We start from the raw sequence: 17,885 nt of genomic DNA, 5'->3' as shown, positions 1-17,885 counted from the left end.
GATGATCTGTTCTTCCGAAAATCTTGATCGCTTCATTTTCCGTCCCTTCGATGGGTCGGACTCTAGTTCCAAGTGGAGGAAAAATCCCGTGGCAGGTCACAATGACCGAGGCGCATAGTGGCCCCCTACGCGACCACTTAAAGAAAGGTGCAACGAACTACGCCCACATCCTGAGGCGACGGCACTCAGTTGTTTTGGTTCAGCTCGGTACGAGCTACTTCATCTCCACTTCGATAAAGGACATTGGGGAAGATCCAGCGTTGATCACGTTGTGCTCGACTCCAGCACAGCGGCGGTAGGCTGTTCCGTTTGCTACGATCGTCTTCCGGGAATTTCCGCCCGGCTCCACGAGCTCCATGTTACATTCCGTCAGCGCCACGATGACATAGTCGAATTCATGCACGTGCCAGCCAGTTTCCTGCCCCGGTTCGAAATCGAAGCGGGTGACGCGGGTTTTGTCATCTTCAACAAGCGGAGTCGCGGTACACGAGTTGGACATTGAGCGGTCCTTTACAGGTTTAGCTGATTGCTCGGATCGGGAGCGATCGGGCGTCAAAGCTTCATGCCGGCCAAGAGACTCGTTGCATGATAGCCCGCGGGTCTCGCCTCCGAGTGAATTTCTCGATCTCATCCGGCCGGGCAACCCGGCCGGATGAGCAAACCTAGCAGAATTTAGTTTGCCGCGGCGAGGGCGTCGGCCAACCAGTTTTCTACAGTGTCCGTGTTCTCCGCAATCCAGGCCTCGGCGAGTGCTTCGATAGCCCGATCGGAGGTATCCTCCTTCATTTTGCCCTCCCAGTTCGACCAGGTCGACAACGGCCACTGTACCGTTTCCGCCAGCTTCTCGACGGCAGGGTTATTCTCCACGAACTCGCGATTGGCCGCCAACTTCCAATTCCAAGAACCGGTAGCCATCATGCAGGGATCCTGCCCGCCGGCGCAGCCTTCAATGCCATGTACGGCGTGGCCACCAGCAGACGAGACGCCTTCGGGAAGCGCACCATACGGTATCGGGAGCCACACTACGTCTTCTCCAGGCTTCAATTCCTGCGTTACGAACGAAGGGCTCCATGTGTAGTACAATACAGACTCACCTTGATTGTACCGTGCAAAAACTTCTGCCAGCAGGGGTTCGTACCTCGCCCGGACGGATTCGACGGTATCCATTAGCCCGAACTCTTCCAACTGGTAGTCGACGACATCACCGCAGCTCCATCCCGGATTGCAATTCGCAAGGTTGGCCTTTCCGTCTCCGTCGGAGTCGAACAACTTCGCCAGTTCAGGATCGGCCAACTGGCTAAGGTCGGTGATGTCGTATTCCTCCGCAGTGGCCTTGTCGATGACATAGCCGTTGGTACCGCCGCCACCGCCAATCGTGCCTTCTCCAAGAAGAACCACCTTGTCGGAAACCGTATCGACCTGAGGTTTACGCTGCGGCATGTTTATGTCGCCGGTGATATCCATGTCACCCTGCGAGGCTGCCTGAAGAAAAGCTGCAATTCCCAGCGTACGTATTTGAACGTCGTAACCAAGTTTCTCGAGAAGGTTGACGAGGATTTCGTCTTGCACGTATTGCGCACCAAGGCTGTCGTTGCGCGCAAAGTTGATCGTTTTCCCCTCGCCGGGAAGGTCTTGCGCTAGCGCGGGAAATCCGATGCCCACGATGGCCGTGGCCGATATGAGTTTCCAAAGCATGTTCTGCATTTCCATTTTCTCCTGCTGGTTGACTTGATTATTGATGGCGTGGATCGTGCCGGCGCCAAGTTTTCATCAGCTGCGCCGCTTCGCGGCGCAGCGCTGTAAACGCCCGATGCCCGAGCGCTCATGCACCGCCATTCGGATTTCCGTCGCCGGTAGCAAGACGGGCCCCTTTGTCGCCGGTGAATGTCTTTTGGATGGCTGCGCGGATGCCCGAGCGACGCTTCGGCTTGTCGTCGTCTCGCTGCGCCATGGCTTGGGTTAGTCGGTCCAGAATGATAGCTAGTAGTACGATGCCAATGCCCCCTACTGCGGCACGACCCACGTCGAGGCGCCCTAGCCCCTGCAGCACCACAAGGCCCAATCCTTCGGCGCCAATCATGGCAACGATGACCGCCATGACCATGGCCATTAGCACCGTCTGGTTCAGCCCTCCGAGGATCGTCGGCAGGGCTTGCGGCAACTGCACCTCCCAGAGAAGCTGGCGATCCGTCGCGCCAAAGGCAATGCCGGCCTCCACAAGCTCGCGATCCACCAGTCGGATTCCAAGGTTGGTAAAACGGATGAGCGGGGGCACCGCGACCACGATCACCGCAACCGCTCCCGGAACGGTACCGACCCCGAATAGCATGACCACTGGCACAAGATAGACGAAACTCGGCGTCGTCTGCATAATGTCGAGCACCGGCCGCACGATGCGCCAGGCGAGATCGCTTCGCGCACAGAGAATGCCCGTCGGAATCCCGATGATCACGCACATCACGATCGCTGTCGCGATCAGGGCCAACGTCGTCATCGCTTCCGGCCAAACGTCGATCAGCATCAGGAAGAATAGCGCGACAGCGGTGAAGATGGCGAGCCCACGGCCTGCGATCCACCACGCCACAGCAGCGAAAACGAGCAGGATGAGTAGCGGTGGTGCTGCAAGAAGTGTGTCCTGGATGAAGTTCAGCAGCCCTTCCACGGGCCATTTTATCGCTAGGAAGAACGGGCGAAAATTCGTGGCGATCCACTCGATCGCGGTCTGGATCCAGTCGTCGAGCGGAATGGTGTATTCTTCCATATCAAACATGCGTGCGGCCTCTCGTGACATCAGTTTGATGCGCGCCGGTGATCCCGGCGAGAAGTGCACTCATGGGGATGTGCCCGCAATATTCCCCTTTGTCGTCAACGACAGCGATAGGCTGTCCGCTACGAGCACATTCGGCCACCTCAAGCAGCTTGGCACCCGGGCTTACCTTCACGAAATCCTTCAAGAGTTCCACGTTACCGGGCAGACGGACCCCTTTCACGCGTTTCTGGTCATCGATTTCGAAGTCGCCGGGCTCACCGGGCCGCATAATTGAGCGAGCGTCGAAAAGCCTTGCCCTGTCTACGTTCTTGGTGAAGGCTGCGACGTATTCGTGCTGCGGATCCTCGACAATTTCCTGCGGCGCACCCTCGCGCACGATGGCTCCGTCGGACATGATCGCGATACGGTTACCAATCCTAAGTGCCTCCTGGAAATCGTGCGTGATGAAAAGAACAGTCTTGTTAAGGCTCTCCTGAAGACGCAGAAGCTCGTCCTGCATCTCGTTTCGAATGAGCGGGTCAAGGGCGCTGAACGCCTCATCCATAATCAGGACGTCGGCCTCCGTCGCCAACGCCCGCGCCAGCCCTACGCGCTGGCGCATACCGCCGCTTAGTGCACCGGGCCGGTGTGAGCCCCAAGCCGAGAGGCCCACGATCTCGAGTATCTCGCCGGCCTTCCTGTGCCGTTCCTTCTGCGGGACGCCCCGGATCTTCAAGCCGAAGGCGACGTTGTCGATCACAGTCTTGTTGGGGAAGAGGCCGAAGCTTTGAAATACCATTGTCATGCGCCGGCGGCGAATCTCACGGAGCTTGTCCATATCAACGGCTGTGACGTCTTCCCCGTCCAGCAGGACCTGCCCGGCCTCGGGCTCCAGGATCCGATTGACGCAGCGCGCCAACGTGGATTTGCCTGATCCCGATAGCCCCATAATAACGAAGATCGCGCCTTCGGGGACTTCTAGAGAAACATTATCCACCCCAAGGACACTTCCCGTCTCGGCGAGAAGCTCATCCTTTGTCATCCCCTGATCAAGCAGGCGTAGTGCCTGGTCGGTATTGTCGCCAAATATCTTGTAGAGGTTCTTGACCTCGATCCTGTTCGTCACGCCGACGTTTCCTCTTTTCTGCAGGTGGCAGCCGTGCTTCGGAACCGCACCCCTTGGGGGGAATTCAATAGCAGAGGACATGCTCAGTCTTCCTACAATGCGTAGGAATCATTCCTTATAAAATTCGCAAATCTGCGGAATTTCCTAGGCCTCCAACAATGCTATGGTTGAATTCGGATAGAAAGGGTCTCGCACGGATGCTGAACGCGATAAAGAATCCCGCGCTTGTTATTATCGATATGCAGAACGATTTCGTCCGCACCGGTGCGCCGATGGAAGTGCCTGCAGCGCGCGCGCTCCTGCCGAGACTTGAGACGCTGCTGTCTAAGGTCCGAGCGGCGCGTTTGCCGGTCATATTCACACGCTACGTGGCCACGCCGGGCTATGAACATTTGAGTGGCCACCTCGGCTGGCTTAAGCTGATCGACCCACCTGTCCGGGCGTGCGTTCCCGGTGTCTGCCGATATTACGAAGACCTCCGCTCCTCACGCGATGGCGCCGATATCGTCGACGAGCTGGCGCCGGAACCGACCGAAGTCATGATCGAAAAACCGTTCTTCAGCGCCTTTCACGGAACCGACTTGAATCAACGACTCCAAGCCCTTGGCACCGACGGCCTGATCGTCACCGGGACGATTACTGAAATGTGTGTCGAGGATACGGCGCGCCACGCGGTGCACCACGGCTACCGAACAGTCATAGCCTCCGACCTCGTCGCTTCCAATGACCCGGAGATGCACGACGCGACCCTAGTAGCCTTTGCCCGGAACTTCGGACAGGTGGCCTCCGCTGAGGTCATCCTCTCCCAAATCCAACACCTTGCCGAAGGGATTTTCGATGTCTGAAGCGCCACTCGCGGCCAACACTAGAGCGAAAGACGCTGAAAGCATTCAGAAGTTCCAGAAAATCTCTGAGATCGCCCGCCTCGTCCATGAAAGCCGGAACCTGCATGAAGCGCTGCGCCGGCTGACCGAGGGCGTGTGCATGCATTCGAACTGGTCCACCAGCACTATCCAAGCGCTAGATCTCGAGCGACATATGACGATGCCAATCGTGCGGTACGACCCCGTCCGCCCGCGCTCCGATACGCTGATGCGACAGTGGGAGGCCAGCGGCAGCCCGCTCGTGCGGATAGTCGAGACAGGCCAGCCCATGGTTCTTTCCGACGCCTCCGAGCAAGACGATTACCCGAACTTCCAGGAAGACGCGATCCGACGGGGATACCGTACGGTCGTACTGATCCCGCTCAAGTTTCCCGATGCCGAGGGGCGCGCCATCGTGTTCTCGGTATATTCCTTCAAGGTCGTCGAGGTGGATGAGGCCGAAATGGGATTCCTGCAGTGCCTCGCAGATCTTGCCGACATCGCCGTACGTCGGATGCAGGCTATGGCAAAGGAGAGCGCAGATGCCCAAGAAATGCGCGAACTCGTGGCGAACATGACGGAAGCGCTGGCCACGACGCTTGAACTAGAACGCTCGCAAGATTTCCTGCGCATTCTCTCACGGCTTTTCCCAACCGGCTGGTTCGCGGTGGACCTCACGACTGGACGGGCACTGACGGATGGAGATGCCAACGCCGAGCTGATGAACGTCATACAGCCTCGCATCCCTGATGCCATTATCCAGCAGACCCTGAGTCGAGGACCCGCGCGAGGCGGCCAAACTGTTACGACAAATCTCCCGGACGGTTCGTCTCTGAGAACACATGTGCGCAGCTTGGACATCGACGGCAGTCGTGTCGGGGCACTCTTCCTGGTAGATCCGAGCGAGATGACCCCACAGGCCGAGATTGCATTGCAGGCCGGCCAGTTCGCACTTTCCACGCTGATCCTCCGCAATTACGTCGCGTTCCGTGTGCGCGGTCATTCCGCGCAAAGGTTAATGAAACGGCTTTTCAACGGTGATCTCAACAACCACGAGGAACTGCTCGAGGAAGCCGGTGTGCTGGATTTCGAGCTTAACGGCGTCATGCGCCTTCTCGCGATCCGTTGCCCACCGAGGGAGGCTCTGGATGACGGGGCCTATGGCTTTGTCATCCGCAGGGTACAGCAGTCCTTCGGGCAGGCAGTGTCCTGCACGATCAACGAGACGGTTTACTTCCTGCTCCACGACAGTGACGAGATAGTCGACCCCCAATCGCGCGACGCTTTCTATGAACGAGTCCGCCCAGCCATTCCGGACCAAGCGCCAATAACGGTTTCCGACCCCATCCCGAACCTTGAGCAGATTTCCGAAGCCCATCAGGTGTGCGACCGCAACCTGAGGATTGCAGAAAGCATGGGCGCACGCGGTTGGATATCGGGAGGAAATGTCGGAGCCTTCGCCACGCTCATGGCGTCGCTGAGCGAAACGATGACCAACGATTTTCTCATAAAGACGATCGAACCGATCGCCGATGGCGGTTCAAACAAAGGACGCGTCGCACTCGAAACCCTAAGCACCTACCTCGCCAACGCTCGGCGCCTGCAGGACTCAGCGGACGTTCTGGGGATTCATGTCTCAACAATGCGCTATCGTTTGGAGCGCCTTTCGGAAAGGCACAATCTCAACCTCTCGGACTCCGAGCAATGCTTTGAACTTGAGCTGGCCCTGCGCCTCTACCGACTCCGAAAATCCTACAAAACCTAGAAAAAAATATGCGCTAAGTTGTCGAATTCCCCTGAGGATACGAGCCCGACCGGTGACCTAGACTGAGTCTCGAATACGCAGAGACGAAGGTGAGCCCCCGCAGATGTCCAGTGCCGGCGCGATCAAGACAGAAGACAAACAAGCCCTCCGCCACGCGTTTGGCGCATTCGCGACCGGGGTAACGGTGGTTACCACAGCAGACGAGAAAGGCACCCCATTTGGGTTCACAGCGAATTCCTTCACCTCGGTATCACTCGATCCGCCGCTGCTTCTAATCTGCCTTGCCAAGTCCTCCTCGAAAATCAATATCTTCTCGAACGCGAAATCCTTTGCTGTGAACATCCTGTCATCGCAACAGGCCGAGGTGTCGCACCGGTTCGCGACCTCAATGAAGGAACGTTTCGCGACCGTGGACTGGAGCCTCGGCGGAAAAGGCGCCCCGCTAATCGAGGGGGTTGCCGCATGGTTCGACTGCACGCCCCACCAGATCGTTGATGCCGGCGATCACATTATAATAATCGGCCGTGTGGATGCCTTCGCGCACACCGAGCAGGAGCCCCTAGTCTACCTGCGCGGCCAGTATCTCGAAGCACCTACCTCGCTCGGTGCATTGGTTTCGGATCACACGGAGGGTAGCCTGCGCATCGGTGCGCTTCTGGGCTTGAATGATTGCGTCCTGCTGGAGATGAGCAACGGCAACTGGAGCCTGCCCATGGGCGAGCGTGAGCCGGGCTTTCGCGCTGCGCGGTCCAGCCTTGAGCAACATCTTTCAAGGGCTGGGGCACGAGCTCAGTGGAACGTGCTCTACTCGGTGTTCGATGATCCCGAAGACAAGGGAACATGGATGTTTTTCCAAGGCACGCTCGAGACAGATGGCGAACTGTCAGAGGTGCTGCGTCTCTTTCCAGCCGGCGAGATCCCATACGAAAAGATCGCCGCGCGCGGCGTTCGTGCCATGATCCGCAGATACTTCGAGGAACTCCGTAACGGGTCCTTCGGGCTCTACGCCGACAGCACGCGGCACAGTGGCCACGTTGCGCGCTTCGCTGGAGAGCCGATGCCTTGGGATCTCGCCTTAAACGGTAAGGACAGCATCTGATGGTCAACCTGGCGCCCGAATACCTCGTCGGCACTTGCCTGCCGATTAGCGTCAATGGCCATCCAAGAGGGAACCATTTCCCAGTTACGACCGGAACGCTGGGCAGGAGTGGACCCGAGTTCAGGCTGGGATGGTCTGGTCAAACACCATCCGCAGCCCAACTGTCATGCAACCGTCTGGCCGTTTCAAGGAGTAAGGCTACGGCAAGCACAAAGGCTTCGCTGCAATAGATGAGTTCCGCCGCATCAAGATCGCGGTGATCGATTACTCTGGCAGTGAACAGAACGCCTTCATCATGCGCGTTCAGCATTAACCGGACGCACAAAACACGCAAAAGGAGCAGACGCATGAAATTTTCGATTGTTGTTAACATGGGGCGACCCGAACCCGGGCAATCCACAGTCGAAATCGCCGCCGAGGCGTTGGAACTCGTTAGGATTGCCGATCAAGGCGGTTTCGATATCGCCTGGACAGCGGAGCACCACACGATCGAACTAACGATCTCACCGAATCCATTCCAGCTGCTGAGCCATTGGGCCTCGCAGACAGACCACATCAGGCTCGGCACAGCCGTTGTCGCCGCGCCCTACTGGAATCCAATCCGGCTGGCCGGCGAGGCTGCACTTTGCGACGTGCTGACAGGCGGTCGGCTCGAGCTGGGGCTCGGCCGAGGCGCGTATCAATACGAATTCGACCGGATGGCAGGCGGTATGGACCAGCGTGAGGGCGGCAAGTACCTGCGCGAGATCATACCGGCCGTGCAGGCCCTTTGGGATGGCGATTACGCACACGATGGCGAACTCTGGAGCTTTCCGGAAACCGCTTGCGTGCCCCGCCCGGACCAAAATCGCCCCCCGATGTGGGTAGCGGCGCGCGACCAGAACACATTCGATTTCGCGGTCAACAACGGTTGTAACGTGATGTCGACGGCACTGCGCAAACCCTTTGAAGAAGTGCTGGACCTACAGAACAAGTTCGAAGAGGTCACGCGTCATATGTCGCCTTCCGAGAAACCCGAGCACGCAACGCTGCGCACTGGCTGTGTCTACGAGGACAAGGCCGGTGAGGAGGATGCCATTCGTGCCATGATCAACTTCGGCCGCAGTTTCGAAAACCTGTTCAAGAATATCGGGGAGGTGAAGCACGGCTACCCTGAGCCTGTGGATTTTGAGACGGTCGCCAACCGAAGCGAGTATCAACCTGAGGCTCTCACAGAGAACATGCTTCTCGGAACACCGGACCAGATCATCGAGAAAATCAAACGCTATCGCGACGAGGCGGGCATAAATCACATCATGCTGGGCACCTCCTTCTTCCTTCCGCACCACCGCGCGCGGAGATCTGTAGAGCTATTCTGCGAAGAAGTGATCCCATATTTCCGCAACGAACAGTCGAAGAGTGCCGCCGCACCAGCCAAGGCACGGGCCTAAGTTATGTGGAGAATGCCCTTACCATATAGCCGCAGAAGCAATACTACCGCGAGGGAGGAGACTGTGTGCATGCGCTACTCATTCACGGCGTCGGCTCCCGGCTGACGGCTTTGGCCGACGTTCTTGCCCGGCCGCAGCCCATGGCATGTGGATATATCCGCCTGCATCTGTCCGGCCACGGCAATGCGGCCGGTGTCCTTTCCGAGACTTGTTCGACATGCCATTCAACGTCTTGAGTCGGTCAATCACCACCATGTTCACGGCGCCGGCCGGAATGGGACGACCACCGACCGTCAAATACCGTCCTCTTCCCCAGAGCCATCTCGTTAGAGTGACATAATGACCGACTTCACCTCGGTATAAAGATTCAAGCCTTCCTGGCCCTTTTCTCGCCCCCAACCGGATTGCTTGAAACCGCCAGTAGGTAGCGTTGCATCCACGGACCCGTGCGTGTTGACGCCAATCCGGCCGGCGCGGATTCGTCTCGTCAATTTGTGTGCCGCGCTAAGGTTCTGCGTCCAAACGCTTCCAGCAAGCCCGAAAATTGTGTCGTTGGCCTGCCTGGCGATCTGATCGAGATCGTCGTCGTCGAAACTCATTGCGCACAATACCGGGCCGAAAATCTCCTCCTGAACGACTGACATGTCGGGTCGCGTATCGACCAGAACCGTGGGTTCGATGAAATTGCCTTCCCGCTCGATCCGTGTCCCGCCCGTCGCGATCGAGGCGCCGGCATCACGGCCTTGTGTGATATAGCCCATGACACGATCGCATTGTACCGGCGAGATCAGGGGGCCCATCTGTATCCCGTCCTCCAGCCCGTGCCCCACAGTGATCTCGCCGGCGTGCTGCACGATGCCGTCCACCACTTCGTCGAACACCTTTTTGTGCACATAAAGGCGTGACCCCGCGGTACAGACCTGTCCGCTGTTGTGAAAGATCCCTCTTGAGACACCTGGCACAGCGACCGACATATCCGCATCCGGCAGTACGATCACTGGAGATTTTCCACCTAGCTCGAGCGATACCCGTTTCAGATTGCCGGCTGCAGCTTGTACTATAATCCGGCCCACCTCGCTTGACCCAGTGAAGGAAACCTTGTCGATCTCCGGGTGACCAGCGATGGCCGCTCCCGCCGGTTCCCCAAAGCCAGTTACGATGTTAACGACGCCTTTCGGTATTCCGGCTTCCTGAACCAATTCGGCAAAGCGCAATGCCGTAATCGGCGTTTGTTCAGCAGGCTTGAGTATTACCGTGCAGCCGGCGGCGAGAGCCGGCGCCAATTTCCACGACAGGATCAGGAGAGGCGCATTCCAAGGGATGATCTGTCCCACGACACCGACCGGCTCACGCACGGTGAATGCATGGTGTTCTCCCGGCGTCGAGATCGTGAGCGTCTCGCCGGTGATCTTCGTCGCCCAACCCGCCATGTAGCGCAACATTTCAGCGCAGAGCGGCACGTCTCCATTCCGTGCGCTCGCAAGTGGCTTTCCGTTGTCGAGGACTTCGAGCTCGGCAAGTTCTTCAGCGTTCTCTTCCACAAGGTCGGCGAGTTTGAGCAGCAACCTCCCTCGATCGCTGGGGGTCATGCGGCTCCAAGGTCCGTCTTCGAATGCACGGCGTGCAGCTTTCACCGCGATGTCGATATCGGCTGCCTCTCCCTCCGGCACTTGTGCGATCACGCGGCCGGTACCCGGATCATGGGTGTCGAAAACCTTCCCACTCACCGCCGGCACCCATTCGCCCTCGATAAAAAGCCCATGCTGCTTGGCAAGAAATCGGGCGGCTTTTTCACCGATCTTCGCTTCGATGGTTGATTTGTCCATTTTGCGTCCTTTCATTGCCAGGTCCTTGATGACCGGCCTCGCGCATTGTGGAACGTCGAGATCGGCATCGGATCAAATTCTTCCAAGGAATTCTCTCCCCTTTGAACTGCTGCACTACCGACATGCGGGTTCTCGCGTTTGCTGGCCTACCGGGAAAGAAAATCGAGCAAGATACTATTGAAAGTCTCCGGTCGGTCGATCATCACCATGTGCGCTGCGCCGGCCAAAATATGCATGTCGGCGTCCGGCAATCGTTCAAGTAACTTTATGCCGCGGGCTATCGGCACCGTTTCATCGGCCCCCGCCCAGATCAGCATAGCACGAGCCTCGATAGAACTCAGGAATGGGAAGAGCCATTCTTCCTGAACTTGCGTATAGCTAACGTAGTCTCCTTTCGTCGATGACGCGCAGAGGCGCTCGAACTGTCCATTTTTACGAGCGTCGCGGTAGTTCTTTCGAAGAAGGGCGAGGTAGTCGGGCGGGTTGGTTGTGCTCAGCCGGCCGATGGTCTCCACAAAATCCTCTTCTGTCGCGCATCCGCCTTCTACGTCGTAGGCCACGGCCGCGGCGGCGCTCCAGGCGGCATCCTGTTCGGTTCCCAGCCTGGGCGCCGTCGCACCGCTTGTGATGATTACCAGCGCATTAACCAGATCGGGCGTTTCGATACCGAGCCTTGTGGCGATGAACGCGCCCTCCGAGTGACCGACAATCGCACAGCGTTCTAAGCCGATGGTCTCAATGAAGGATCGTACGAAGGCACATCGCTCCGGTCGTTGGACATGCTTGCCGTCCTGCGCCGCATCGGTTCCCCCGAAACCAGGCATATCCAGCGCGTACACACGGTGGTGTCCGGCCAACGCGGGTATCGTGCGTAGCCACGTAACTCTTGCGTCGATTGCCAAGGAAGTGCCGTGAAGCAGGAGCACAGGTGCCCCCTGCCCCGCCACGAGGTAGCGTGTTCGGATGCCTCCGACATCTACAAGCTCGGTGGCAACTTCCAAGTTCACTCCACAACCAGGTGGTCCGGTCCGACGCTGCGATATCTGCGCTGAGGCGGCACGTATTCCAGCGGACGGATGGGGGATGGTAACTCGGTAACGGGCGCTCCAATCACGCGGTGGCGGTTCTCGACAGGCTCTGCCGCCGGAACGGCTTGCATGAGTCGTTGTGTGTAGGAATGGCGCGGATTGCCAATCACCTCGGCGCGTGGGCCGATCTCGACGATCGCACCGAGATACATCACCGCGACGCGGTGGCTCACGCTCTCGACGATGGCCATGTCATGGCTGATGAAGAGATAGGAGAGGCCCATCTCCTCTTGCAGCCCGAGAAGCAGGTCGATCACCTGGCGTTTTACCGACACGTCAAGCGCAGAGACGGCTTCATCAGCGATCAAGACTTTCGGATCGAGCATAAGCGCGCGCGCTATGCAGATCCGCTGGCGCTGGCCGCCAGAAAACTCATGCGGCAAGCGGGTGATCATGCCGGCTTCGAGCCCAACGCGTTCGAGAAGATGCTCGGCCTTTTCCTTCGCCTCTACCTTGCTGGCGAGCCCATGGCACAGGAGCGGTTCGGCAAGTGTGGCCCCGATCCGCTGCTTGGGGTCGAGAGAGCCGAATGGATCCTGAAAGACCATCTGCACGTTGCGGCGCAGATAGGAGAGATCCGCGGTGTTTTCGTGGTTGATCAGCTTTCCGTCAAAGGTCACCTCACCACTATCGGGTGGGTTCAGGTACAGGAGGCTCCGGCCCGTGGTTGACTTGCCGCAGCCTGACTCACCCACAAAAGAGAGCGTCTCGCCCGGATAAATCTCGAAATCCAGGCCCTCCACGGCATGGACACGTCCAACCTTGCGATTGAAATACCCCCCTTTCACGTCGAAGCGTGTCGTGAGGTTGCGCACTTCGAGGATCGGTTTTCTGTCGTAGCTGGCATCTGTATCCGGACCGGTCCCCTGCCCGAGCCTCGGCACCGCGTCGATGAGCATCCGGGTGTAAGGATGGCTCGGCTTGTGGAAGATGTCGTGGACGCTACCCGTCTCCACGGTTTCGCCCTCGCGCATGACCATTACACGGTCGGCCATATTGGCAACAACACCCATATCATGCGTGATGAACAGGATGGCCGTGCCCGTCTCACGCTGAACGTCATTCAACAGATCTAGGATCTGCGCCTGGATAGTCACATCGAGTGCGGTCGTGGGCTCGTCTGCGATAAGAAGCTTGGGCGAGCACGCGAGAGCAATCGCGATCATGATGCGTTGGCGCATCCCGCCCGAGAACATGTGAGGATAATCATCGAACCGTCGGGCAGCGTCGGGAATCCGCACGCGCTCGAAAAGCCGGATGCCTTCCTTTCGCGCCTCGGCATCGCTGAGCGGCAGGTGCTGGCGCAACATCTCTTTTATCTGCGTCCCCACCCGAAGCACCGGGTTGAGACTCATCATGGGCTCTTGGAAGATCATGCTTACCGTCTGACCGCGCATCCTGCGCAGCCGGTTTTCCGACGCACCGACGATTTCCTGACTGTCCAGTTTGATCGAACCGCCAATGTGAGTCTCTGCCGGCAGCAGCCCCATGGCGGCCATCGCCGTCACGCTCTTGCCCGAGCCGCTTTCGCCCACCACTGCAAGGGTTTCACCCGCATGAATTTTGAAACCGATATCGTGGACGGCCTGCTGCTTGCCGAAAGCGATGGTCAGCCGATCCACTTCTATTACGGGATCTTTAGACGTATCGTTCATGAGGTCACCGCAGGTTTCGGAGTAAAACCAGCCTGCGCACGCGAGCGCTCGGAGGTGGGCGCCCAAGTGATCATTTCAAGCGCATAGAGTGTCTTCAGGGTTTTGTCAGAGACTGGAATCCCCCCGAAATTCGCCGCCGCGACAGCCTCGGAGACGTCAGCACCGGGCGTACCGAAGGCTACGTTGACCGGTTGCTCCGTCGCGACGAGGACAAGGCCATCTGCCATATCCGCCTGACGGATGCAATCGGCGAGCCCGGCATGGCCCACGCCGTTTACCAACGCCTCAAGGTCACTCCCTTCGTGCAACCGGGTTCCGTTGGGACTTGGCGCGGCAACCATCCACCCCGCGCCATTGGAGCCAGCCCAGAAGGCCACGGCGGTCAGCCCGTATTCTGCACCTGTCACCAGAACCGCTGGCAGGACTTCCGTTTCGGTCGCGTCGATTACTTCCGCAAAGACCGCATCGGCTTCGCTCGCTTGCGCCGCGAGATAGTCCATCGAGACCGCGCCGGTCTCGAAGAGCGAGCATCGGTTCGCCTCGACCTTCAGGCCATTGGGCTTGCGAAAAACCCTCAAGCCCTCCTCTGGCCGCTGACCTGCTTCGGCAATCCGGTCCAGAACCGCCGGGTCGAGCGCGGCGGCCGTGGCCACGAGCCGCGCGCCCCGGTCGGCGGTTCCGAACGGATATCCAAGGGCACGAAAAGACCAAGGCAGAACGCGCGTGAGTTCCCCGATTGCGACAGTGAGCGTCAAACCTGCACCTCTTTTTCCGTCGGTACCTGCGTTACATTCGGTGTCGTCGTCTCCGAGAGATCCTGCGGAAGCGGCTCAGCCTGAAAGAACGTGCCGCGAACATAACGTATGCTCAGCGGCGTGGCGCCGCGCATCCCGAGGCAGGCGTGATAGAACTTGATTAGATCCGCAGGGATGAAATCCCTGTGTGCGACGCTATCGCGGATCTCGGCGTATGGAATGCCGTCGAGATACTGGATGCGCGATATCGCGTAATGTAAATCCGGATGATCCAGCACGACCTCCCCGGCCTTCGCGTCATCCTCATAGGTGGTCAGGACGGAGGCGAGCCGCTGTACGAGACCGATGTGATCGATGAAAGATTCGAACTCCTCATGCGGATCGATGACCCGCTCGCCGCGCCGTTGTTCGCCATTGTCCTCAGAATGGTACCAAAAGCACTGGTGCGTGGAGACGAGCGTCCGGTCGTAGTTTAGCGCCCAAGTGTAATTTCGGCGGAGAATGTCACGCAGACCAGAAACGGTCATGCGCGGGTCAAAGTTCCGCTTCCTTATTGAACCGGTACGCAGCCACGGAGCAATGGCATCGCAGAACTCGGGCTCAAGGTCGATCAACAGGCTGTTGAACTGCTCGCGCGTCTCGCCGTCGAAAGTGTCCGCGACCTTTTCCGCGATTTCGTTCCAGCTGTCGGCACGGGCGCCGTCCAACCATTTGTCTACGGTCTCGAGATTGGCAATGATTTCCTCGTTGGGCGTGACGTAATCCTCGACCTGTGGATCGCTCGCCTTGTAGATCGCAATCGTGTGCGCAATAGCCTGATGCATCCTGCTCCGGGCGTCGGAGGTGATGGCCCGGCTTTTTGCAAATGCGAGGGCAAGTTCGCGCAAAACGACCCATGTCGCTACCCAGTGCGGCCATCGTTGCAGGGCGACACACATGCCCTGCCCGGAGGAATTCCCGATACCGAGGTTTCGCGCAATCGAGCGATCCAGCTGTGCAGAATCGGCGTTACGGTACCGTGCGATGGCGTTGACCAGGTCGATCGAGAAGACGCGCACGAGGTAAATCGCAAACATATCGGCGTAAAATGGATGGCTCAGTGGATGGTCACGCGGGATGCCGTGGAATGAGACCGAGCCGTTGCGCCCACTGGACTGGAAACCGCCATTGCGCATCAAGTAGGCAAGGCCTACCTCCGGTTGCTCACCCGCTGCTAGGGCGTCAACCACGGCATCGAAATGACGGCTACTGCGGTTGGCGGGTGTCCAGCCAATAACCTCGGCCGTGGTGCGCATTTCGCCTTCGGATTTGACGTCAAACGTCGCGAACTCTCTCTCGATCCGTTCTTCGCTCGCCTCGCCGACGAAAAGGGCTCCGAACATGTCACGCAAAGCACCGTCCGCGCGGCGGCCGACCTTCTCAATTCCGTCCCATGGGTAGGCCCGTGCAATGTACGTCATCCGACGCCCCTCGGCCTCGATGTCGTAGACAAACTTGCCAGCGCCATCATCGTCGACCTCGCCTCTGACGAGCCTGATACGCCAGTTGCGCTCCACCATCCGGCGGCTGAACATGTCGGCGAAACTCAGCCGCGATGCCTTGAAGCACTTGAGGGAATCAACGCGCATGAGCTCATCCGCCGGCCGCATCAGCGCTTTCACTCGAGCAGTACCCTTCTTCCCTTCCGAAGCTTCCAACAGGCGCTCCTCGAGGAACGGCGGGAGCTCCATTTCTGATGCGGCTTTGGACATCGTCAAGTTCCTCTCGAAGTTCCTTAGGTCATTCGTCTTCATTCATGCTCGACCCGATTAGATAGAAGGTCAGGACCGTAAGAGCGACGGCGACACCAGGCGCGAGACTGATGGCCGGGCGAATTGGCAGAAACATGGAGCCGTCTCGTACCATGCCTCCCCAGTCCGGCGCCGGAGGCGGCACCCCTAGCCCAAGGAAGCTCAGGCTCGCCGAGGTGAAAATCGCCAGTGACACGTTGATGGCAAATTGCGCCCAGACAACGCGCATCGTATTCGGCATGATGTGTTTGCGAATGATCCAGGAGGAACTGGTCCCCGTTGCGCGTGCGGCCTCGACATATTGCGTCTCTCGTACGACAAAAACCTGCCCGCGGATAAGTCGCGCAACCGTTGGTGCCATAACGACGCCAAGCGTAACCGAAAGATTGGTTACGGACGGGCCGAGCATAGCCGTGATGATAAGCGCCAAGACGAGCGCAGGTAGTGCGATAAAAATGTCGATAACCTGCACCAGGAAGAAGTCTATCCGCCCGCGGAAGAAACCCGCCGCAAGGCCGATCGGCGCACCGATCAGTACGGCCACCACCGCGGCGGCCACGCCCACCTGCAGCGAAACGCGCGTCCCCCAAATTATGCGGGAGAATACATCGCGCCCAAGCTGGTCCGTTCCGAGAATGTGTTCCACGCTGGGAACAGACAAAACGGATGTCGTCGTCTGGATCGGAGAATAGGGCGCGACCCAAGGCGCGAGGAGCGCAGAGGCCGTCACCAACGCCAGCAAAACCAGTCCGAGGATCAGACGTAGAGAAAGCCGTTTTTTCATCGTCTTCTCCTATTTGCCTGTCCGCACTAGCGGGTTGATGAGTGAGTAGGTCAGATCGGCCAGAAGGTTGAGCAACATCACACCTACGATGATGACCATGCCTACCGCGAGCATCACCGGGAAGTCTCGCGCTGATATGGCGTTTACAAGGAGTCGGCCCATGCCCGGCATCGAGAAGACAGTCTCCGTTACCACGGCACCGCCCACCAGTTGTCCGAGCGACAGCCCGGCATATGTGACCAGCGGCAGGACACTGTTGGGCAGGATGTGGCGGTAGGAAATCCGGCTTTCGCTCAGACCCTTGGCCCGGGCGGCACGAATGAAGAGGTTGTTCTCCACCGACTTGTACTCTGCCTTGTAAACGAGACTGAACGAACTGAAATAGAAGGTCGTCAGAGTTACGACAGGCAGGATCATGTGGAGTAAGTGCTTGAGCGCACCATCCTCCCATGGAGACCAGCCCGTGGTCGGTAGAAGCCTCAACTGAACCGAAAACACATAGATCAGCAACAGCCCAAGAAAGAAGTTGGGCACTGTGATCCCCACAACGCTGACCGCCGCTACCGCCCGGTCCACCAACCGCTTGAGAAATGTGACCGAGTTGATGAGCGCCGCGCCGAAGAAGGCGAACAAGATGGCCCAGAGCGCCAGCTCCAGCGTCAGTGGAAGCGAATTGGCAATCATCTCGGCCACGGATTGCTGGGTTGAGTAGCTGCGCCCAAAATCCCCAGAAAGCGCATCGGTAATCCAATTCCAATACCGCGCCAGTAACGGCTCGTCGAAGCCAAGTTTCGCGTTGAGTTGCGCGATGCTCTCGGGCGATGCGTCCTCACCCAGCATGATGGCCGCGGGTGTTCCCAAGAACGATGTGGTGGCCGCGAAAAGCAGGAACGTAAGGATAATCACGTTCGGGATCATTATGGCTATGCGGGAAGCGATGAGCGCAAGCATATCG

16 protein-coding genes are annotated in these 17,885 nt (G+C 58.5%); 4 read left to right on the top strand and 12 right to left on the bottom strand.

The features are described 5' to 3' along the window. Window positions 1-214: 214 nt before the first annotated feature. From ACH13J_RS10280 to ACH13J_RS10265, 4 genes are all read right to left on the bottom strand, one after another. The gene (locus tag ACH13J_RS10280; RefSeq protein ID WP_397543240.1) at window positions 215-499 is read right to left on the bottom strand and encodes a cupin domain-containing protein; all 285 of its coding nucleotides are present in this window, start codon (window positions 497-499) and stop codon (window positions 215-217) included. 173 nt (window positions 500-672) lie between these two features. Next, complete coding sequence (proX, locus tag ACH13J_RS10275; protein ID WP_397543239.1) at window positions 673-1,704, bottom strand: glycine betaine/L-proline ABC transporter substrate-binding protein ProX; 1,032 nt, start codon at window positions 1,702-1,704, stop codon at window positions 673-675. Window positions 1,705-1,822: 118 nt separating this feature from the next. Then, complete coding sequence (locus ACH13J_RS10270; protein WP_397543238.1) at window positions 1,823-2,770, bottom strand: ABC transporter permease subunit; 948 nt, start codon at window positions 2,768-2,770, stop codon at window positions 1,823-1,825. Then, window positions 2,763-3,875 (bottom strand): betaine/proline/choline family ABC transporter ATP-binding protein, encoded by a 1,113-nt coding sequence (locus tag ACH13J_RS10265; RefSeq protein WP_397543237.1) that lies wholly within the window; start codon window positions 3,873-3,875, stop codon window positions 2,763-2,765. Before ACH13J_RS10265 ends, ACH13J_RS10270 begins: the two co-directional genes overlap by 8 nt. A 197-nt stretch (window positions 3,876-4,072) precedes the next feature. Between ACH13J_RS10265 and ACH13J_RS10260 the strand changes: the two genes are divergently transcribed. The 3 genes from ACH13J_RS10260 (at window position 4,073) to ACH13J_RS10250 (ending at window position 7,602) form a co-directional block, all read left to right on the top strand. Further along, on the top strand, window positions 4,073-4,720 hold the full coding sequence (locus tag ACH13J_RS10260) for an isochorismatase family protein (RefSeq protein WP_397543236.1): 648 nt from the start codon (window positions 4,073-4,075) through the stop codon (window positions 4,718-4,720). Beyond that, entirely contained in the window at window positions 4,713-6,503 is a 1,791-nt protein-coding gene (locus ACH13J_RS10255) for a helix-turn-helix domain-containing protein (RefSeq protein WP_397543235.1), read from the top strand. The genes ACH13J_RS10260 and ACH13J_RS10255 overlap by 8 nt, the downstream gene beginning before the upstream one ends. A gap of 103 nt (window positions 6,504-6,606) precedes the next feature. Beyond that, complete coding sequence (locus tag ACH13J_RS10250; protein WP_397543234.1) at window positions 6,607-7,602, top strand: flavin reductase; 996 nt, start codon at window positions 6,607-6,609, stop codon at window positions 7,600-7,602. 139 nt (window positions 7,603-7,741) lie between these two features. Here ACH13J_RS10250 and ACH13J_RS10245 read toward each other — a convergent pair whose 3' ends face one another. Continuing rightward, window positions 7,742-7,951: a hypothetical protein gene (locus ACH13J_RS10245; RefSeq protein ID WP_397543233.1), complete on the bottom strand. Its 210-nt coding sequence runs from the start codon at window positions 7,949-7,951 to the stop codon at window positions 7,742-7,744. On the opposite strand from ACH13J_RS10245, the gene ACH13J_RS10240 reads away from it, so the two are divergent. Then, complete coding sequence (locus tag ACH13J_RS10240) at window positions 7,950-9,032, top strand: LLM class flavin-dependent oxidoreductase (protein ID WP_397543232.1); 1,083 nt, start codon at window positions 7,950-7,952, stop codon at window positions 9,030-9,032. The genes ACH13J_RS10245 and ACH13J_RS10240 overlap by 2 nt on opposite strands. Window positions 9,033-9,358: 326 nt before the next feature. Here ACH13J_RS10240 and ACH13J_RS10235 read toward each other — a convergent pair whose 3' ends face one another. The 7 genes from ACH13J_RS10235 to ACH13J_RS10205 all read right to left on the bottom strand — a co-directional run bounded on the left by ACH13J_RS10235 (window position 9,359) and on the right by ACH13J_RS10205 (window position 17,881). Continuing rightward, a complete protein-coding gene (locus ACH13J_RS10235) occupies window positions 9,359-10,873 on the bottom strand; it encodes an aldehyde dehydrogenase family protein (protein ID WP_397543231.1) in 1,515 nt (504 codons plus the stop codon). Between the two features lie 131 nt (window positions 10,874-11,004). After that, the gene (locus ACH13J_RS10230; RefSeq protein ID WP_397543241.1) at window positions 11,005-11,784 is read right to left on the bottom strand and encodes an alpha/beta fold hydrolase; all 780 of its coding nucleotides are present in this window, start codon (window positions 11,782-11,784) and stop codon (window positions 11,005-11,007) included. A gap of 77 nt (window positions 11,785-11,861) precedes the next feature. After that, a complete protein-coding gene (locus tag ACH13J_RS10225) occupies window positions 11,862-13,601 on the bottom strand; it encodes a dipeptide ABC transporter ATP-binding protein (RefSeq protein ID WP_397543230.1) in 1,740 nt (579 codons plus the stop codon). Then, entirely contained in the window at window positions 13,598-14,356 is a 759-nt protein-coding gene (locus tag ACH13J_RS10220) for a hypothetical protein (RefSeq protein WP_397543229.1), read from the bottom strand. Before ACH13J_RS10220 ends, ACH13J_RS10225 begins: the two co-directional genes overlap by 4 nt. Further along, entirely contained in the window at window positions 14,353-16,107 is a 1,755-nt protein-coding gene (locus ACH13J_RS10215) for a hypothetical protein (RefSeq protein ID WP_397543228.1), read from the bottom strand. Before ACH13J_RS10215 ends, ACH13J_RS10220 begins: the two co-directional genes overlap by 4 nt. A gap of 28 nt (window positions 16,108-16,135) precedes the next feature. Continuing rightward, window positions 16,136-16,930, bottom strand: a complete 795-nt coding sequence (locus ACH13J_RS10210) for an ABC transporter permease subunit (protein WP_397543227.1) — start codon at window positions 16,928-16,930, stop codon at window positions 16,136-16,138. 9 nt (window positions 16,931-16,939) lie between these two features. Then, a complete protein-coding gene (locus ACH13J_RS10205; RefSeq protein ID WP_397543226.1) occupies window positions 16,940-17,881 on the bottom strand; it encodes an ABC transporter permease subunit in 942 nt (313 codons plus the stop codon). Between the last annotated feature and the right edge of the window lie 4 nt (window positions 17,882-17,885).

Source organism: Roseovarius salis (genome assembly GCF_044472985.1).
In the GTDB taxonomy this organism is placed as follows: Bacteria; Pseudomonadota; Alphaproteobacteria; order Rhodobacterales; family Rhodobacteraceae; genus Roseovarius; species Roseovarius salis.
Note: the sequence above shows the minus strand (reverse complement) of the source record. Positions and strands in the feature narration are given on the sequence as shown.

Coding starts and splice junctions, on each gene's coding strand:
- ACH13J_RS10215 (WP_397543228.1), bottom strand. CDS start 16,107: ATGTCCAAAGCCGCATCAGAAATGGAGCTCCCGCCGTTCCTCGAGGAG.
- ACH13J_RS10260 (WP_397543236.1), top strand. CDS start 4,073: ATGCTGAACGCGATAAAGAATCCCGCGCTTGTTATTATCGATATGCAG.
- ACH13J_RS10240 (WP_397543232.1), top strand. CDS start 7,950: ATGAAATTTTCGATTGTTGTTAACATGGGGCGACCCGAACCCGGGCAA.
- ACH13J_RS10280 (WP_397543240.1), bottom strand. CDS start 499: ATGTCCAACTCGTGTACCGCGACTCCGCTTGTTGAAGATGACAAAACC.
- ACH13J_RS10235 (WP_397543231.1), bottom strand. CDS start 10,873: ATGAAAGGACGCAAAATGGACAAATCAACCATCGAAGCGAAGATCGGT.
- ACH13J_RS10225 (WP_397543230.1), bottom strand. CDS start 13,601: ATGAACGATACGTCTAAAGATCCCGTAATAGAAGTGGATCGGCTGACC.
- ACH13J_RS10210 (WP_397543227.1), bottom strand. CDS start 16,930: ATGAAAAAACGGCTTTCTCTACGTCTGATCCTCGGACTGGTTTTGCTG.
- ACH13J_RS10205 (WP_397543226.1), bottom strand. CDS start 17,881: ATGCTTGCGCTCATCGCTTCCCGCATAGCCATAATGATCCCGAACGTG.
- ACH13J_RS10255 (WP_397543235.1), top strand. CDS start 4,713: ATGTCTGAAGCGCCACTCGCGGCCAACACTAGAGCGAAAGACGCTGAA.
- ACH13J_RS10270 (WP_397543238.1), bottom strand. CDS start 2,770: ATGTTTGATATGGAAGAATACACCATTCCGCTCGACGACTGGATCCAG.
- proX (WP_397543239.1), bottom strand. CDS start 1,704: ATGCAGAACATGCTTTGGAAACTCATATCGGCCACGGCCATCGTGGGC.
- ACH13J_RS10245 (WP_397543233.1), bottom strand. CDS start 7,951: ATGCGTCTGCTCCTTTTGCGTGTTTTGTGCGTCCGGTTAATGCTGAAC.
- ACH13J_RS10250 (WP_397543234.1), top strand. CDS start 6,607: ATGTCCAGTGCCGGCGCGATCAAGACAGAAGACAAACAAGCCCTCCGC.